This is a genomic window from Fodinibius roseus (assembly GCF_900129315.1).
GTDB classification, from domain to species: domain Bacteria; phylum Bacteroidota; class Rhodothermia; order Balneolales; family Balneolaceae; genus Fodinibius; species Fodinibius roseus.
In genome coordinates this window covers 13,432-28,989 of the sequence record NZ_FQUS01000007.1, presented here as the reverse complement: position 1 = coordinate 28,989, position 15,558 = coordinate 13,432, and the positions used below count along the sequence as shown (strand labels likewise).

Annotated in this window: 14 protein-coding genes; 6 read left to right on the top strand and 8 right to left on the bottom strand. The window is 49.8% G+C overall.

Annotated elements, in window-relative coordinates; all coding sequences use genetic code 11:
- The first annotated feature begins 90 nt into the window (after positions 1–90).
- The gene (gene uvrA, locus BUB16_RS07850) at positions 91–2,901 is read left to right on the top strand and encodes an excinuclease ABC subunit UvrA (RefSeq protein WP_073061886.1); all 2,811 of its coding nucleotides are present in this window, start codon (positions 91–93) and stop codon (positions 2,899–2,901) included.
- A 154-nt stretch (positions 2,902–3,055) separates the two neighbouring features.
- Here uvrA and BUB16_RS07845 read toward each other — a convergent pair whose 3' ends face one another.
- Both BUB16_RS07845 and BUB16_RS21185 read right to left on the bottom strand, forming a co-directional pair.
- A complete protein-coding gene (locus BUB16_RS07845) occupies positions 3,056–4,006 on the bottom strand; it encodes a collagen-like domain-containing protein (RefSeq protein WP_073061883.1) in 951 nt (316 codons plus the stop codon).
- Between the two features lie 162 nt (positions 4,007–4,168).
- A complete protein-coding gene (locus tag BUB16_RS21185) occupies positions 4,169–4,366 on the bottom strand; it encodes a hypothetical protein (RefSeq protein ID WP_139240235.1) in 198 nt (65 codons plus the stop codon).
- Positions 4,367–4,686: 320 nt separating this feature from the next.
- Between BUB16_RS21185 and BUB16_RS07840 the strand changes: the two genes are divergently transcribed.
- From BUB16_RS07840 to BUB16_RS07825, 4 genes are all read left to right on the top strand, one after another.
- Positions 4,687–5,247 carry a sigma-70 family RNA polymerase sigma factor gene (locus BUB16_RS07840; protein ID WP_073061880.1) on the top strand — a complete coding sequence of 187 codons (561 nt, stop codon included), beginning with the start codon at positions 4,687–4,689 and terminating at the stop codon, positions 5,245–5,247.
- Positions 5,248–5,387: 140 nt separating this feature from the next.
- Entirely contained in the window at positions 5,388–7,823 is a 2,436-nt protein-coding gene (locus BUB16_RS07835; RefSeq protein ID WP_073061878.1) for a tetratricopeptide repeat protein, read from the top strand.
- 359 nt (positions 7,824–8,182) lie between these two features.
- Positions 8,183–8,752: a porin family protein gene (locus BUB16_RS07830; RefSeq protein WP_073061875.1), complete on the top strand. Its 570-nt coding sequence runs from the start codon at positions 8,183–8,185 to the stop codon at positions 8,750–8,752.
- 264 nt (positions 8,753–9,016) lie between these two features.
- A complete protein-coding gene (locus BUB16_RS07825; RefSeq protein WP_073061872.1) occupies positions 9,017–9,778 on the top strand; it encodes a ThuA domain-containing protein in 762 nt (253 codons plus the stop codon).
- A 199-nt stretch (positions 9,779–9,977) separates the two neighbouring features.
- Here the strand turns inward: BUB16_RS07825 and BUB16_RS07820 are convergent, their stop codons facing one another.
- The 5 genes from BUB16_RS07820 to BUB16_RS21455 form a co-directional block, all read right to left on the bottom strand.
- Positions 9,978–10,235, bottom strand: coding sequence for a hypothetical protein (locus BUB16_RS07820; protein ID WP_073061868.1), 258 nt, complete (start codon positions 10,233–10,235; stop codon positions 9,978–9,980).
- 355 nt (positions 10,236–10,590) lie between these two features.
- The gene (locus BUB16_RS07815; RefSeq protein WP_139240234.1) at positions 10,591–11,883 is read right to left on the bottom strand and encodes a hypothetical protein; all 1,293 of its coding nucleotides are present in this window, start codon (positions 11,881–11,883) and stop codon (positions 10,591–10,593) included.
- A 142-nt stretch (positions 11,884–12,025) separates the two neighbouring features.
- The gene (locus tag BUB16_RS07810; protein ID WP_073061861.1) at positions 12,026–12,556 is read right to left on the bottom strand and encodes a Yip1 family protein; all 531 of its coding nucleotides are present in this window, start codon (positions 12,554–12,556) and stop codon (positions 12,026–12,028) included.
- 501 nt (positions 12,557–13,057) lie between these two features.
- Positions 13,058–13,519, bottom strand: coding sequence for a GAF domain-containing protein (locus BUB16_RS07805; RefSeq protein WP_139240232.1), 462 nt, complete (start codon positions 13,517–13,519; stop codon positions 13,058–13,060).
- Between the two features lie 218 nt (positions 13,520–13,737).
- Positions 13,738–13,887, bottom strand: coding sequence for a hypothetical protein (locus tag BUB16_RS21455; RefSeq protein ID WP_170864324.1), 150 nt, complete (start codon positions 13,885–13,887; stop codon positions 13,738–13,740).
- Positions 13,888–13,923: 36 nt separating this feature from the next.
- Between BUB16_RS21455 and BUB16_RS07795 the strand changes: the two genes are divergently transcribed.
- The gene (locus BUB16_RS07795; RefSeq protein ID WP_084088123.1) at positions 13,924–14,598 is read left to right on the top strand and encodes a MarC family NAAT transporter; all 675 of its coding nucleotides are present in this window, start codon (positions 13,924–13,926) and stop codon (positions 14,596–14,598) included.
- Positions 14,599–14,618: 20 nt separating this feature from the next.
- Here the strand turns inward: BUB16_RS07795 and BUB16_RS07790 are convergent, their stop codons facing one another.
- Positions 14,619–15,386, bottom strand: a complete 768-nt coding sequence (locus BUB16_RS07790; protein WP_073061851.1) for a type III pantothenate kinase — start codon at positions 15,384–15,386, stop codon at positions 14,619–14,621.
- Positions 15,387–15,558 lie beyond the last annotated feature (172 nt).

The window sequence follows — 15,558 nt, the reverse complement described above, 5'->3', positions numbered from 1 at the left end:
TATTATGGATTGTTTCAATGGGATTAACCTCCTTTTTCTGTCATAAAATTCGTATCTTTAGCCGTTTATATAAACGCAAGATTCTGCTGAATGTCGCAACCCGAAGCAATCTCCCCCAAAGAAGAACAGAAACCCAGCGAGGATCGCCCGATTATCGTCAAGGGCGCACGGGTCCACAATTTAAAGAATATTGACGTTGAGATTCCCCGCAACCGGATGACGGTCGTGACCGGAGTGTCCGGCTCCGGCAAATCGAGCCTGGCCTTCGATACGATCTATGCAGAGGGACAACGCCGGTATGTGGAGAGCCTTTCCAGCTATGCGCGCCAGTTCCTGGAGCGGATGGATAAGCCCGATGTAGACTTTATGCAGGGGATCTCTCCGGCCATGGCCATCCAGCAAAAGACGGCTTCTACCAATCCGCGTTCGACGGTCGGTACCACGACCGAGATTTATGACTACATGCGGCTTCTTTATGCTCGTATCGGTCATACCATTTCACCCAAATCGGGACGCGAAGTTCAAAAGGACAGCACGAAAACCGTCATTAACACGCTGTTTGAACAGTTTGACGAGGGGACCAAATTCTACATCCTCTTTCCTATTCCCCGGCACGAAGGCAATGATCTGTCGGATGAATTGCAGGTACTCAAGGAAAAAGGGTTTTCCAGGTTGCTGCAGGTCGACCGGGAAAGTATGATCGACCTGACTACCGAAGAGGTCGATCTTTCTGCCGTCAACCGGGATGATCACCGCGTGTTGGTGGACCGGCTGGCCGTCAAGAAGACCGACGACAACCGGGGACGTATCGCGGGTTCGCTGGAGACCGCATTTCGTGAGGGACAGGGACGATGTTCTGTCAAAATTCGCGATGGCGAAGAGCTCCCGTTCTCCGAGCGGTTTGAAATGGACGGTATGGAGTTTAATGAGCCCTCCCCGCAAATGTTTTCGTTCAACAATCCCTTCGGCGCCTGCGATACCTGCGAAGGATTCGGTCGCGTGGCCGGCATTGATGAAAACCTGGTCATCCCGGACCCCGGCAAAACCATACGCGATGGTGCCATTGCGGCCTTCAGCGGACAAAAATACAGCCGGCACCTTCGTGACCTCATCAAAGTGTCGGCGCGCTACGGTTACCCGATCGACACGCCGTACAGTCAGCTTTCCAAAGAGTTCAAAAATGTGCTCTGGGAAGGAAAAGACGAATATATCGGCATCCGCCCGTTTTTTGAGGAGATCAAAAGTCAGTCGTATAAAGTGCACAAACGCGTATTCTATTCGCGCTACCGCGGATACAGCCGCTGTCCGGATTGTGAGGGGTATCGCATGCGAAAAGATGCGCTGTACGTAAAAGTCAATGACCGGCACATCGGCGAAGTGTCCGAAATGACCATCAGTGCCGCCCGCGATTTTTTTGAAAACCTGGAGCTTACCGAATTTGAGAAAGAAGTAGCGGACCAGGTATTATATGAAATCCGGAAGCGGCTGAAATACCTGGATGAAGTGGGACTCAGTTATCTTACGCTTAACAGGCTGGCCAAAACGCTGAGCGGGGGTGAATCGCAGCGCATAAGCCTGGCCAATTCGCTGGGCAGCTCCCTTATCGGCAGCCTGTATGTACTGGATGAGCCGACCATCGGGTTGCATCCCCGCGATAACGACCGCCTGATCAACATTTTAAAATCCCTCCGCGATATCGGAAATACGGTGCTGGTGGTCGAACACGATCCGGAAATGATCAAAGCGGCCGACAATATCATCGATATCGGCCCCTTTGCCGGCGTGCACGGGGGAGAGCTTAACTTTACCGGAAGCTACGGGGAGCTGCTTGAATCCCCAACCCTGACGGGCAAATACCTCAGCGGAAGAAAAGGGATCCCCGTCCCCGACAAGCGACGCAAAGGTGATGGCAACGTCATTACCCTGGAGGGCGCGACAGAACATAATCTCAAAAGCCTGGATGTCGAATTTCCGCTGGGAAAACTGATTTGCGTGACCGGCGTGTCCGGCTCCGGCAAGTCAACGCTGGTGCACGATACCCTTTATGCCGGCATTCAAAAAGAATTCGGGACCTACAAGGATTCCATCGGGCGACATCGCGCGATCTCCGGACTCCACCATATCGATTCGGTGGAAATGGTAGACCAGTCGCCCATCGGCCGATCCTCGCGATCGAACCCGGCCACCTATACGAAAGCCTTTGACGGCATCCGCGACCTGTTTTCCAATACGCGGCAGTCTAAGATTATGGGATATGAGCCGGGACATTTTTCCTTTAATGTGCCGGGCGGCCGCTGTGAAACCTGCCAGGGCGAAGGGATCCAGACGATTGAAATGCAGTTTATGGCCGATATTGAACTCACCTGTGAAGAGTGCGGCGGCAAACGATACCGCAAGGATGTGCTGCAGGTCAAATACCGCGGCAAAAATATTCACGACGTGCTGGAGATGTCCGTCTCGGAAGCGATCGAGTTTTTTGTGGATGAGGACCGCATTACCGGTAAACTGCAAACGCTGGAAGATGTGGGGCTTGGGTACCTTAAACTGGGACAGAGCGCGCCAACGCTATCCGGCGGGGAAGCCCAGCGCGTAAAGCTGGCCAAATTCCTGAGCAAGCCGGCGGGTGACCATACGCTCTACTTCTTTGACGAGCCTACCACCGGCCTCCATTTTGAGGATATCGCCAAGCTTCTGGACTCTTTTAACGAACTCGTCAACAGCGGGCATACCGTCATCATTATCGAACACAACCTGGATGTCATCAAATGCGCCGATCATATCATCGATATCGGTCCCGAAGGCGGTTTTGCGGGGGGACAGATTGTGGCTACGGGTACGCCTGAGGAGGTGGCCGGGATCGATGAAAGCCACACCGGACAGTATTTGCAGGACGTGCTTTAGCAAGGCCGCAGATGAATGAGCGCGGATCGCAAGAGGTCCGATGCTAAACACAGAGCGGGCGTTGCTCCGGCGAGATTGAGATAAAGTGATAGAGTCTCCGTCCCGTCCGTTTTCAGCTATATTCTACTCATTGTTTTAAGCTGTATTCTACTCCTTATTGTTCTAAAAAAGTGCGCCTCACATTTTCCAATCCGTAATGTTCGAGTACAGCATGGTAATCTGAGTAATCCAGCTCTTGAGGTACCAATGATGAGGCAGAGGTTTGGTCATTTACATTATTGGCGGCGGTACGGATGATATGAATCTCGTCATACGTCTCCCCGGGGCCGTCTGCCACAGATATAACAAACCGGGCACCAACCGATGAACCAAAGTAATAGTGAAATATCTGATAGAGTGTATTTTGGCCAGAACCATAACCCGGCATGTGATAATAGGTGGGATTAATAAAAGTAGTTACTAAATATACCCGCCATTCACTTTCTTCCATCTCGGTTCGCGTTACATCAATATCCATTTCGGCTTCTCCTGTTGTAAAATCATGGCTGCTAAAAATATACAGCGTTACGTTTGCGTTACCGTTGGCACCTTTCAAATTGATGGGACTTTCCCATCCATCACCGGTTTTGGGTCCATAGAGTTCATAGCTTGATTTGTCCAGGTAAAAGTCACCTACCGCACCCAGCGATCCGTCGGGTGCACCGCTGCCGGAATGAATCTGGCTGCCGTCTTGGCCATCCTGCCCGTCGGCTCCGTCCTGGCCATCTTCGCCCATCAGTACAATAATGGGATTACCCCATCCGTCTTCATCTTTGGGACCGTACAGCTCGCCGGTGTTCTGGTTCAGGTAGTAGTCGCCAACGGCCCCGATTTCTTCGCTGGGTGCGCCTTCATCGGCATACATCACGCTGCCGTCCTCCCCGGCGGGGCCGACGGGGCCCTCCGGTCCCTGCTCTCCCTGTTGCCCCCGCTCGCCCTGCGGCCCCTGCGGGCCTTCGCAGCCCATAAGACCCAACCCAAGAACCAGCATAAAAGATAATAGCAGGTACGAGATGCGATAAATGGTGTTTCCATGTTTGTTCTTCGTATTTGTTGTTGGATTCATAGTAGATCGCTGTATTCGACTTATATGATTCTATTTGTTGAATAGATATAAGGGACTTCTTCCCTTTCACCTTATATATGCGTAAAATCCGGGCAAAGTACGACACGAGGATGCATATAATTGCATCGATCTTCCGAAGCTATTACAAAGGGGGGGGACTGATTATTCTCGATTTGACCTTGCGGCTTCGCTGTTACCCGCTAAAGCTTCCCTCCCTCTCTGTTGAGCCACCCATAATCGGTAATCCATCCACGAACGCTTCCGTACAACCTCTGAAAAATAGTAGTAGATACCTGCAATTAGGGAAATCAGGGTGTCATGCTCTCCTGCAACATCCCCGGAAGTAAATCCTAATTCCATACTGACCCAAATAGACGGCAACAGAGATATTCTTAAAAAATACCCGGAATGCGACAACCAGCAAAGCTGCCCTGTGGCATAAAAAATGATGCCACCGCCTCCAGCAGTGGCATCATAGGCAAGCAGGGTCTCCCTTGTTTTATGCTCTGCTTACTTTTCCCAAATTTTTTATTAATATGCAATAATGTAATCTTTGGAGCCCGCGATATAAACTTCGTAATACTCTTGCAGCGGCAATCACCACATTCTATGTTATTATCATAACACTGCTATTTATGTATGCGTAAATAACAGAGGATATACGACACCCTTCATCGGTTATGGATAAAAAACATGATATAACGCAGTTACTTCGCAACGCCAGCTCAGGCGATGAAGAAGCATTTGATGCGCTATATCCCCGGGTGTATAACCGGCTTCGTGATATTGCCAAACTGCAGCTGCAAAAAGAACGCGATAATCATACCCTGCAAAAAACAGCATTAGTTCATGAAGTCTACCTAAAACTGATCGATCAGACTCAGACCAATTGGCAGGACCGCGCTCACTTTTACGCCATTGCTGCCCGTGCCATGCGTCAAATTCTGGTGGATTACGCCCGGAAAAGAAAGGCGCAAAAAAGAGGAGGAGACCGGGACCGCATACCTTTCAGGGAAGATATGATCGATCTGGACAACCATGCTGAGGAGCTGTTGGAACTCAATGACCTGATCGATAAGCTGGCCCGGTTCGACGAACGCAAAAGCAAGGTGGTCGAAATGCGTTTTTTTTCCGGCATGACGATCCGGGAGATTGCTGAGCTGCTGGATGTGTCCACCCGAACGGTCGATCGCGACTGGCTGAAGGCCCGGGGATGGATTTACCGGGAATTATCAAAATAATATGTAAGGTATTACCTCTTAACCGATCATACTATATGAAGAGGACTTTGAAAACCAGGGATTTTAGTCGATATCAACCCCCGAACGTATTTAAAACCGCAACATAATATCCCGGATTAGTCACCAAGAAATTCAGCATTATGGACAAACAACACTGGAAGAAGTTGAGCCATATTTTTGACCTTGCCCTCACCCTTTCCCCCGAGCGGCGAACCACCTACATTCGAAATCTCTGTGCCGGCGATCCGGAGCTCCGGCAAGAGGTCAGCAGCCTGCTCTCCTCTATCGAAGAATCGGACAAGATGCTGGAAGAACAGCTCCGGAAAAACCACCTCCTCCTCAGCGACTTAACCGCGCACCTCGAGAAGGACGGGCCCTCCGGCTCCTTAACGGGGAAGACGGTCGGTCACTGGAAGGTTAGCGATCTCCTGGGCCGGGGCGGCATGGGTGAAGTGTACGAAGTCGAACGCTTCGATTCCGACATTCAGCAAAAAGGCGCTTTAAAAATCATGCGCCGCGGACTGGATACCCCTGAAAATATCCGCCGTTTTCGGCTGGAAAAGCAGATTCTGGCCGGATTAAACCACCCAAATATAGCCCGGCTGATTGACGGAGGCATCAGCGAGGACGGATTGCCGTACCTGGTCATGGAGTTCGTTGACGGGGTGCCGATCGACCGGTATTGTGATCAACGCCGGCTGACCATCTCCGACCGGCTGGCGCTCTTCCGGGAAGTATGCCGGGCTGTGCAACACGCCCACAAGAACCTCATTGTTCATCGCGACCTGAAACCGGAAAACATCCTTATTGCCGAGGACGGGCACGTTAAAATCCTCGATTTCGGCATTGCCAAAATACTTGATGAGACGCTCTATGAGTTATCCACCGTTAAAACGCACCGGAGCATGCGATTGATGAGTCTGGAGGCGGCCGCACCTGAACAAATTTCCGGCGACCCGGTCACTACTTCCGCGGATGTCTATGCGCTGGGTACCCTCTTGTACCAGCTCCTTGCCGGCCGGCATCCCCTTGATATTGAAGAGCAGGGATTTCGCGCTATCGAACAGATGATCATGCATGAAGATCCACTGCCCCCGAGCCGAAGGTTGAATGATGCTGAACATCCATCCCCTTCAGCCATTGCTGATAAACGCAACACCGACCAACCGGGGCTGACTACCCTGCTCCGCGGCGATCTGGACGCGATTACACTCAAAGCCCTCCGAAAAGAGACAGGACAACGCTACGAGTCGGTCATTCAGCTCATTGCGGACCTGGACCGGTTCAGGGCCGACAAGCCGGTCTCGGCCCAGCGGGATTCTACCCGCTACCGCCTGTCCAAGTTCTTTAAACGACATAAAAAGAGAATGGGTATTGCAGCAGCTGCAGTGGCTGTTATTACGGTATTGACGATTTTCTATACCTTTCAACTCGCGAAGGAACGCAACGAAGCACAACTGGAAGCACAAAAAACAGAACAGGTTAAAGATCTGCTTGTTGAAATTTTCCAGCGTAGTGACCCCTTCCGGGAGCCGGAGGCCAAGAACCTATCGGTACAGGAAGTACTGGATCGGGGAACCCAAAGGGTATCCTCCTCCCTGGAATCCCAGCCGCTGGTTAGGGCCGAGTTGCAGGAAGCGCTGGGCAGCGTCTATTCCGGGTTGATCATGTACCCCAAAGCAGAACCCCTGCTTCGCAAAGCCCTTGCTACCTATAAACGGGAGCTGGGTCCCGACCACCCGGATGTAGCCGAAACCTCGCAGCTGCTGGGCTTTCTCCTGTTTCGCAAAGGGGCATATGAAGAGGCCGAAGCACTTTTTAAAGAGGCTGCCCGTATATACCAAAAAGAATATGGTGAAACAGATACCCATTATGCGGATATTCTGAGCATGCTGGGCAACCTATACGCCGAAACCGGCCGGCAAAAGCAAGCCCTGCGACAGTATATCAGCGCCATAGAAATATACAAGCAGCAGGATTCACCCGGTATCGCGGGAACAACAATGGACCTGGGATACCTGCTTATGGATATGGGGAGAATGGATGAAGCCCAAAGAAAACTGGCCCGGGCAATACCCCTGTTTAAAACATATTCCGAGGAACCGGACGTAGCTATTGCCAATGCGCTTACCGGCCTGGGACAAGTGCTGCACCTGCAGGGAGACCTGGCCGCTGCTGAAGACCATCACCGGAAGGCCCTGCAAATCCGCCGGACTATTTTTGAAACGGGACATACGTATATCGCTTCATCCCATCTCCGGCTGGCCTGGGTGCTTCTCGATCGGGGAAATATCGACCAGGCTGTCCCCCTGGCCCGAAAGGCCTGCCAAAGCTTTAAAAACCACCTGCCGGCCGGTCATTGGAAAATAGCGGCTTCGGAGGGAGTATTAGCACTGGCCTGGATAGGCCAGGGAGAATTTGCCCAGGCGGAAGAGACCCTGCTGAATACGCACGAAGTGTTCCGGGAACAATTTGGGGTGGCTGACTGGAGGACTCAAAGCGCCCGCCAGACGCTGGTAAAGCTCTATAAGAGGTGGGATAAATCACAAAAAGCGCAGGCTTTTTTAAATAACTGACCCAAAAACAGCCCCGATTGTGCTATTTGAGGGCTGTATCTATAATCGTAAATTGATTTATCTGCTAAAAACGTATCCTTTCGCCCGGCTTTCACTTAAAGAGATCCTTGAAAACCAGTGGTTTTGTTCAATACCAACCCCTGAGTGATGTCAGAACCGCAGGGTATCTATAGACTACAGGTGAGGATGTTGAATTTGCGAATATGTAGCGATTGGACAAAACAACGGTTTTGCAAAGGCCTCTTAAAAAATGTTATTTTTTGTTTAGCTTTATCATTCTTTTGCATATTTCAATGAAACTTATTCATCACAAAAGTAGTATCAGTTACCGTTGAATCTTAATCAACCTATTATATCTTATGAAAAAATTATTACTATCTGTTTTTCTCTTGGCGGGATTGGTTTTTATAACGACACCCGATGCCCGGGCCCAGTTAGGTGTTCAGGGAGGGCTTAACATAGCCAATTTCAATGATACCGACGATTCCTTTGACTCGCGATCGGGTATCATGGCCGGACTTACGTATGATCTGGGAATACCGATGAGTCCCATTACCATTCAACCCGGCGTGTTCTATGCTCAAAAGGGAGCCAAGTACTCAGGGGGAGATGTCGAAACAACAGCCAAACTGGACTACCTTGAAATTCCCGTTGTAGCAAAGTTCGCCTTTATCCTGGATAATCCCATGCTAACGCCCCATGTTTACTTTGGACCCTACCTGGGCTTAAATATGAATGCGGAGCAAGAAGGGACTCCCGACTTTGAAGACGAAGTTAAAGGTACCGACTTTGGTGTGGTCGTCGGCGCCGGGGCTGATATCACCAAATTTAATGTCGGCGTGCGATATTCCGCCGGCCTTACCAATGCTTTTGAAGAAGGAGACGGTAAAAACGGCGTTTTTTCGGTTGTAGCGGGTATCAATTTTTAAGATCCTGTTATAAATAACCCCATTCTTTAAGGGCTTCACCGGCATCGGTGAAGCCTTTTATTATATTTTGCCCTGACTATCCATTTTGGTAGATTATTATTTAACATGATCCTGCGATACTATTGGGAGAACATAACCTCCTCTTTGTGGGGATGCTCCAATGCCCCACAGATCGGAACAGGTTAAGGCCCGGCCTTTATTGTGGCGTTGCTCTTCCTTGACTATCCTCACATTTTGTTTAACTCTAAATGTCTTTCTCATACTATGGACAGGAATCGTTTTGAATGTTATCTCACACCGCTGTTTATCGGACTTTTCTTCGTTCTCAGTCTTTCTTATCACCCGGCCGGAGCACAGGACAAGAAGGGAGAAGAATCGGTCCTTATTTTTACAAAAACCGAAGGCTTTCGCCATGCTTCCATCCCAACGGGTGTTGAAGCAGTCATACGACTGACCGATCAAGAGGGGATCCGCGCCTATCATACAGAAGATGCCGAGTATTTTCACCCGGACACCCTGCAGGCTTATGATGCCGTGATTTTCCTAAATACCACCGGTGATATCCTGGATGATGCCCAACAAGAGGCTTTTGAGCAGTATATCCAACATGGAGGTGGGTTTTTAGGCATTCATTCTGCTGCTGATACCGAGTACGAATGGCCCTGGTACGGCAACCTGGTCGGTGCTTATTTCACCAGTCACCCGCAAGTACAGGAGGCCACGATAGAGGTGCTCGACCGCTCCCATGCCGCTACCACTTTTTTACCCGAAAAATGGGTTCGTACCGACGAATGGTATAACTACAAGAATATCAGTAGTGAAATTAAGGTTTTGATGGAGCTGGATGAATCCAGCTATGAAGGAGGGGAAAACGGGGATTACCATCCGATCGCCTGGTATCACAACATTGACGGGGGCCGGGCTTTTTACACCGGGCTGGGGCACACCGACGAGGCCTATGCTGAACCTTTGTTTCTGGACCACCTGCGGGGAGCATTGCAGTACGCAATCGGTGGACAACAATAAGTTAATTACCTACGGAATGCGAAAGTAGCCGGTCCCCGGTTTTCAGCTCAGCAATCAGTACCCGTGTCTTTCTCGTCGATCGCTACCGCATCCGCTCTGTCCTCGGTTAACCCGGATTATTCACCATAAAATTTGGCAGCGGGCAAGGCACAGTAGCCCCCCGAAATAAATCGCATAAAAAACCTTCGGGACTCATCCTCTATTCCTCCTGCTGATCGATAGGAACGATCTGGCCCTCCGGCGTAATTTTTTCATTGGGACCCGGCTCTTCCATCGGAAAGTTATCTATCGATACATCCGGATTTCGATCATGGGGCACATAGTGCGAATGGGAGCCGTGGGAAACGGCGGTATAAGGCTTTTCATTAAAAAAGCCCAGCGCATCGGCGAGGGCAATAGTTGCCAGCACCGCAACCACTGCGATAAAAATATACTTAAGCTTATTTTTCGTTGTCATAAATTCTGTTCCTGCTGATTCCAAGACAGCCTTCTGTATCAAAAATAAGACTATCGGGAGAGAACTGAAATTTATTTTCCAGTCGTTTTTTACGAGCCGAATAAGGCTGCTACGGTCGTTATCAGCAACAAATTAAATTGGTTATCGGGGTCCCGTTAAAACCGATCGAAATCAGCGAATGATCGCCGCGATCAATAGATCAACGGTACCTCATACCAAAGATATCGCGATACCATCCGGATCACACTGTAACCTAAAACGGAATCATAAATAACAAAGGCTCCTCCCTAAAAAGGGAAGAGCCTTTGTTTGCTCTTTTAATCAATAGTCAGATTATACTTGCACCAGTTTACGCCTATTCAAACACGAGGAACTGGAGCAAACGCTCTTGTGGTCTCCAGTGGGGAGTAAACTCCGATTCGACCGTGTGATAGGAACTGTAAAACACACTTCCCTCTCCGGCTTCAAATGAGACGGTAAGGGGACGCACGCCCGACCCGCCGCTCCATTCAACATCGCCTTCCACCCACTGGGTAACAGCATCTGTGGCCCCGCTGTGCGGTCCTTTGATCACGCCCCATCCGGCTAAAAAGTCCGTAATATGGACCGTATCGTCGCTGTTGAGGCAGCTTTCTCCTTCAAAACAGTCTACATTCGCCAACCACGACTCCAGGTTGTCCTGCAGCACACTCCCGTCGGTTTCAATGCCGGAGTTACCAACTTCTGCATTTCCAATGCCTTCTCGCTCATCTGCAGGCGTTTCCTCGCTCCCGTAATAGTCAACAAATGAGGGAAAGGTTTGCTCTACATAATCATACGCCAGGTCGGTTGCATACAGAATACCTCCTTCCTCGACATACGTTTTCAAAGCGTCCCGGTCCTCCGAACTGAGCATCTCAGTGTCGCCGGACGACTTCAGGTGCGCCGCATGATTATGGGTTTTCGCCTTACTGGGATAAACGGGTGCTTCACTTGCCCCGCAATTTATAAAGACAATATCGTAATTAAAGAGATCCCGCTCTCCATCCCCGTCATTATCTTCAAAAAGGGGAGCGGAATTGTCCAGGAGGTCAAACTGCTCGGTGCCCGGTACAAGCTGCCCGTAACCGGAGGAGCTTTCGTCCGTTTCGACTTCGCCAAATCCTACTTTTGCAAGAATATCCTCCATACGATCCCAGGCCCCTTCTACGACCGCAATTTCTCCGTCAAAGCTCTCGCTGGCACTGGGCATGTTAACTTCTCCTATTTCACCGCTTCCCCCGCTAATGTCAATGGTTTGCTCAAAGGCGAAAATGCCTTTAAAGATCTTCAGCAGCACATCACTGCTCGAAACGGGGACGTCAAAAGTAAAACTGCCGTCGGCTTCGGTGCAGGTATAGGCGGCGTAGCTCTCCTGCGGCTCTTCACAGTCACCGGCATTGAGGGTCGAAGAGGAAACGCCTTTTGCCTTTGCCACTACTTTGTTTGCACCTTCACCCGATACATAGACCGTTGCACCGGCAAGCGGGGTGTCTCCATCCGGGGCCGTCACGGTTCCCGTCACTTCGGTGGTCTCCGTCTCGTCCGGACCCGAGGAGCTATCCCCGCATCCCTGCAAAATTAAAAGAAATGTCGCTATAAGTATTGCTATTGGTACCTTTGTTTGCATGGTATCTATCTTTTTTCTTGATGATTTATGAGGTTCTACTCTGTATATACGTAACTGATTTTACAAAAAGGTCATACACAATATATCTCTCTTGAGTTCAGCCTGTGAACGGCAATAAACCCGCCTTACGGCCGGCATCTCATTACCTCCACATCATTGAGGGTCCGATCAGGGTAAAAAGTACGATTTGGATAATGACAATAACCAGGGCCGACGCAAGAACATACCCCAGCCTTTTATCCTGGGGGGTGTCCATCATGGGAGAGATGCCCACCCAGAAGAGATAGATGCCGTATAGTCCGAAAAGGCTGACCCATCCCAGGAGAAACGACAAATTGGCTACAATGGCAGCCAGCAGAGAGGGGGTTGCGGCATAAACAACCAGCTTGAAGGCATTATTCAGGCTCTTGGTCGAATTGAATTTTTCAGCCAGTTCATTGATGACATACGCAGCAATCACGATCCCTATAAAAGGCGAAATCAACTGGAATACGGCGATGGTTAACGACCAGCTACCGATAAAACCGGTGAATACGGCCATGACGACCAGCGGCAAGACATAATACAGCAGGAGATCAGCGTTGGACGCAGGCTCCTCTTTGATTTTACGCCATTCTTCTTTAGGATTTAAAATGATTCCTTGCGCCCGGTCAATAATGTACTGTATATCCATAATTAATAGTGGTTGGTTAGGAGATGGAATTTCAGCCTTAAGGTAACGATTTTGGTGAATTAGAAACACATTCATATAAATACACGGACTTTGTTGTTCTCTTTCACTCAGTCTCCGGCAGCTTTCCTTCCCTGAAGCCATTCCCCGCACCATATAATACGTAAAGCCTTTCGGATATGGGTCAATTTTTTCAACAACCTGCTCTCTCAAAAGGCCGTTCGCCGCCGGCCTTTCATGGGTTACCATTCCTGCCGTGATAAACGTCCCTCTCACCCAGAAGCCTGTGAAAACCCAGGGGCTTGTTCAATACCAATACTCTGGACGATTTCAAAACCGCAGAGTACATACAGGCGATACATGAGGACGCTGAAATCGAGAAAAAGCAGAGATTGGCCAAACCTGCGGTTTTGCAAAGGTCTCACCTAATACGATGGGCAGACAGGTACTTGTCACAGCCCGTAACATAATATCGATGGCGTTTGAACTACTCAACGTCCGGTTTTAAAACAGTACTGATACCAGGTCGCAAATCTTCTCCAGGGTTTTGCGATGATCGTTGGTTATGGAATTCCTGGAATGCGAATCAATATCAAGCTCTGCAACAAATTTACCGTGTTTTCGGACGGGCACCACAATTTCTGCCTTTACATGAATACTGCATGCCAGGTAGTTATCCTCCTTGCTTACGTCCTGCACCACAAACGTTTCGTTGGTCTCTGCGGCCTGCCCGCAAATACCTTTCCCAAAAGGAATACGGGTATGATCCGTCGGCTCACCCACATAGGGCCCCAGCACCAGCTCGCGATCCGCATTCGGGTCCACCAGGTAAAACCCCACCCAGTCGAATACTTCTACTTCGTCGGATAATAACCGGCATACTTGGTACAGTTTTTCCTCGCGATGTTTTGTTGATGCATGGACAATTCCCTTCACCCGACGCAACAGATCTTTTGTATCTTCCACGGTGATATAGTTATTTCAATGTGGGTTAGTGATTCGAGGTTAAACGTAATATCCTACCGAAAAATACTATTAATTTTATATACAATGTGGTTTTTTCTGAGTGGATTCTTAACACCTGACGACAAATTGTCTTTCGAAATAAAATTGCGTCAACGGACTGCCTTGGTCTCCCTGCTTGCACCTTCGGTGGCCAGGGTTTTTGCGGTCCTGGGAAGAACCTACAGCTGTTTATCACCCCTCCTGTCCGCCTCCCGCTGCCGGGAAAAGGGCAAAGGTCGAAATAACATCCCCCGTAATCGTATCTGCATCCTGCTCCTGGTAAGGGACGATACCGCGCCGTAAAACCCGCTTTGGGAAAATGAATTCATATATTATTTTCCTTTTTCTATTTTATATAGAGGATTATGTTTGAAACTTTATTCAGCCAAGGCGACTTCTTTACTACGTACCTTTCGGGGTCAACAGCATTGCTGATTGCCGCTTTTACTTCTATTATTTCCGTAGCCAATCCGCTGGCCGCAATGCCGGTATTTTTATCCCTGACAGAAAGAAGTACGGGTATCGAACGCATCACCATCGCCCAAAAAGCATCGTTTTACATGCTTCTTATCCTTCTTCTCTTCCTGTGGGCGGGGACCTATATTATGAGCTTCTTCGGTATCAGTCTGCCGGGCATACGTATTGCCGGGGGACTGATTATCCTGCGGGCGGCCTATTCGATGCTGAATCCGGAACAACCCGACCGAAAAATCTCTAAAGAAGCCCAGGAGGCGGCCAAAGGAAAAGAGGACGTCTCCTTCAGTCCCATGGCCATGCCTATGCTCTCCGGTCCCGGCAGCATCGCCGTCGTTATCGGACTGGCTTCGCAGGCCGAGGGGTTTATTGACCTGGTCATCATCACGATTGCCATTGTTTTCGTGGCGCTTATCGCATACGGAGTGCTACGAATAGCTCCCTTCTCAGCAACATACATTGGCCCCACGGGCATGAACGCTATCACGCGGATGATGGGCTTTATTGCCATGGCTATAGGCGTACAGTTTATCCTGAATGGAATATCCGGCTTTTTCGGGGTTTAGGGTTTAAGGGAGGTGGCTGATCATTGTTGCCGGTCAGCAATCACGCGTAGTCCATCAAGCGTAAGCATCGGGTCGACGACATCGAAATAATCGGTATAGCCTCCTATCCCCTCCGAAAATCCTCCCGTGGCAATCACCTTGACGCTATCGGACCCGAGCTGCTTTTTCATCCGGTCTATGAGTCCCTCTATCATACACAGGTGTCCCAGTACCAGGCCCGACTGCATAGACTCCCTCGTATTGGTCCCTATCACCTCCGGCGGCGGTTCCAGCGGAATCTGGGAGAGCTGCGCGGCCTTCCCGACCAGGGCATCAATGGTTACCTTCAATCCCGCGCATATCGCACCACCCATTAACTCTCCCGGCTTTTGTACGGCCATCACCGTGGTTGCCGTACCGAAATCCACCACGATACAGTCGTCCCCGAACATCTCAAAAGCTCCCGCCGCACCGGCGATCAGGTCGGCCCCCACGCTCTGCCGGTCGATTCTTTTTACCGTTATGCCCGTGTCGGTTGTCCCGTTCACGATCGTCACCTCCAGATGTGAATGTCGCCGGAACACCTCGCTGATCGTCTGGGTTAACCGGGGGACAACACTGCATACGATCACACGGACAAACTGCTGATAATTTAGGCCGCTACCCGAAAATAAGTTTTGAAAAAGAACGCTGTACTCATCAGCGGTCTTGTCCGCATCCGTTTGTATGCGCCACCGATGAATCCATTTTCCGTTATCGGATGCGCCGATCACGATATTGCTATTCCCGATATCCAGTGCTAACAGCATGGCGTGTGATACCTCCTGTTTTTATTTCTGTAAAGCTAACATTATTTATCAATAAATACTGGTTATTTGGGTGGCCACCAAAGTTTGCTATCAGAATTCAATTTAAAATAGGGTACCGTTTTCCTACTTCAAAATTTGTATAATAGCAATGATTCTGATATGATCATATAGA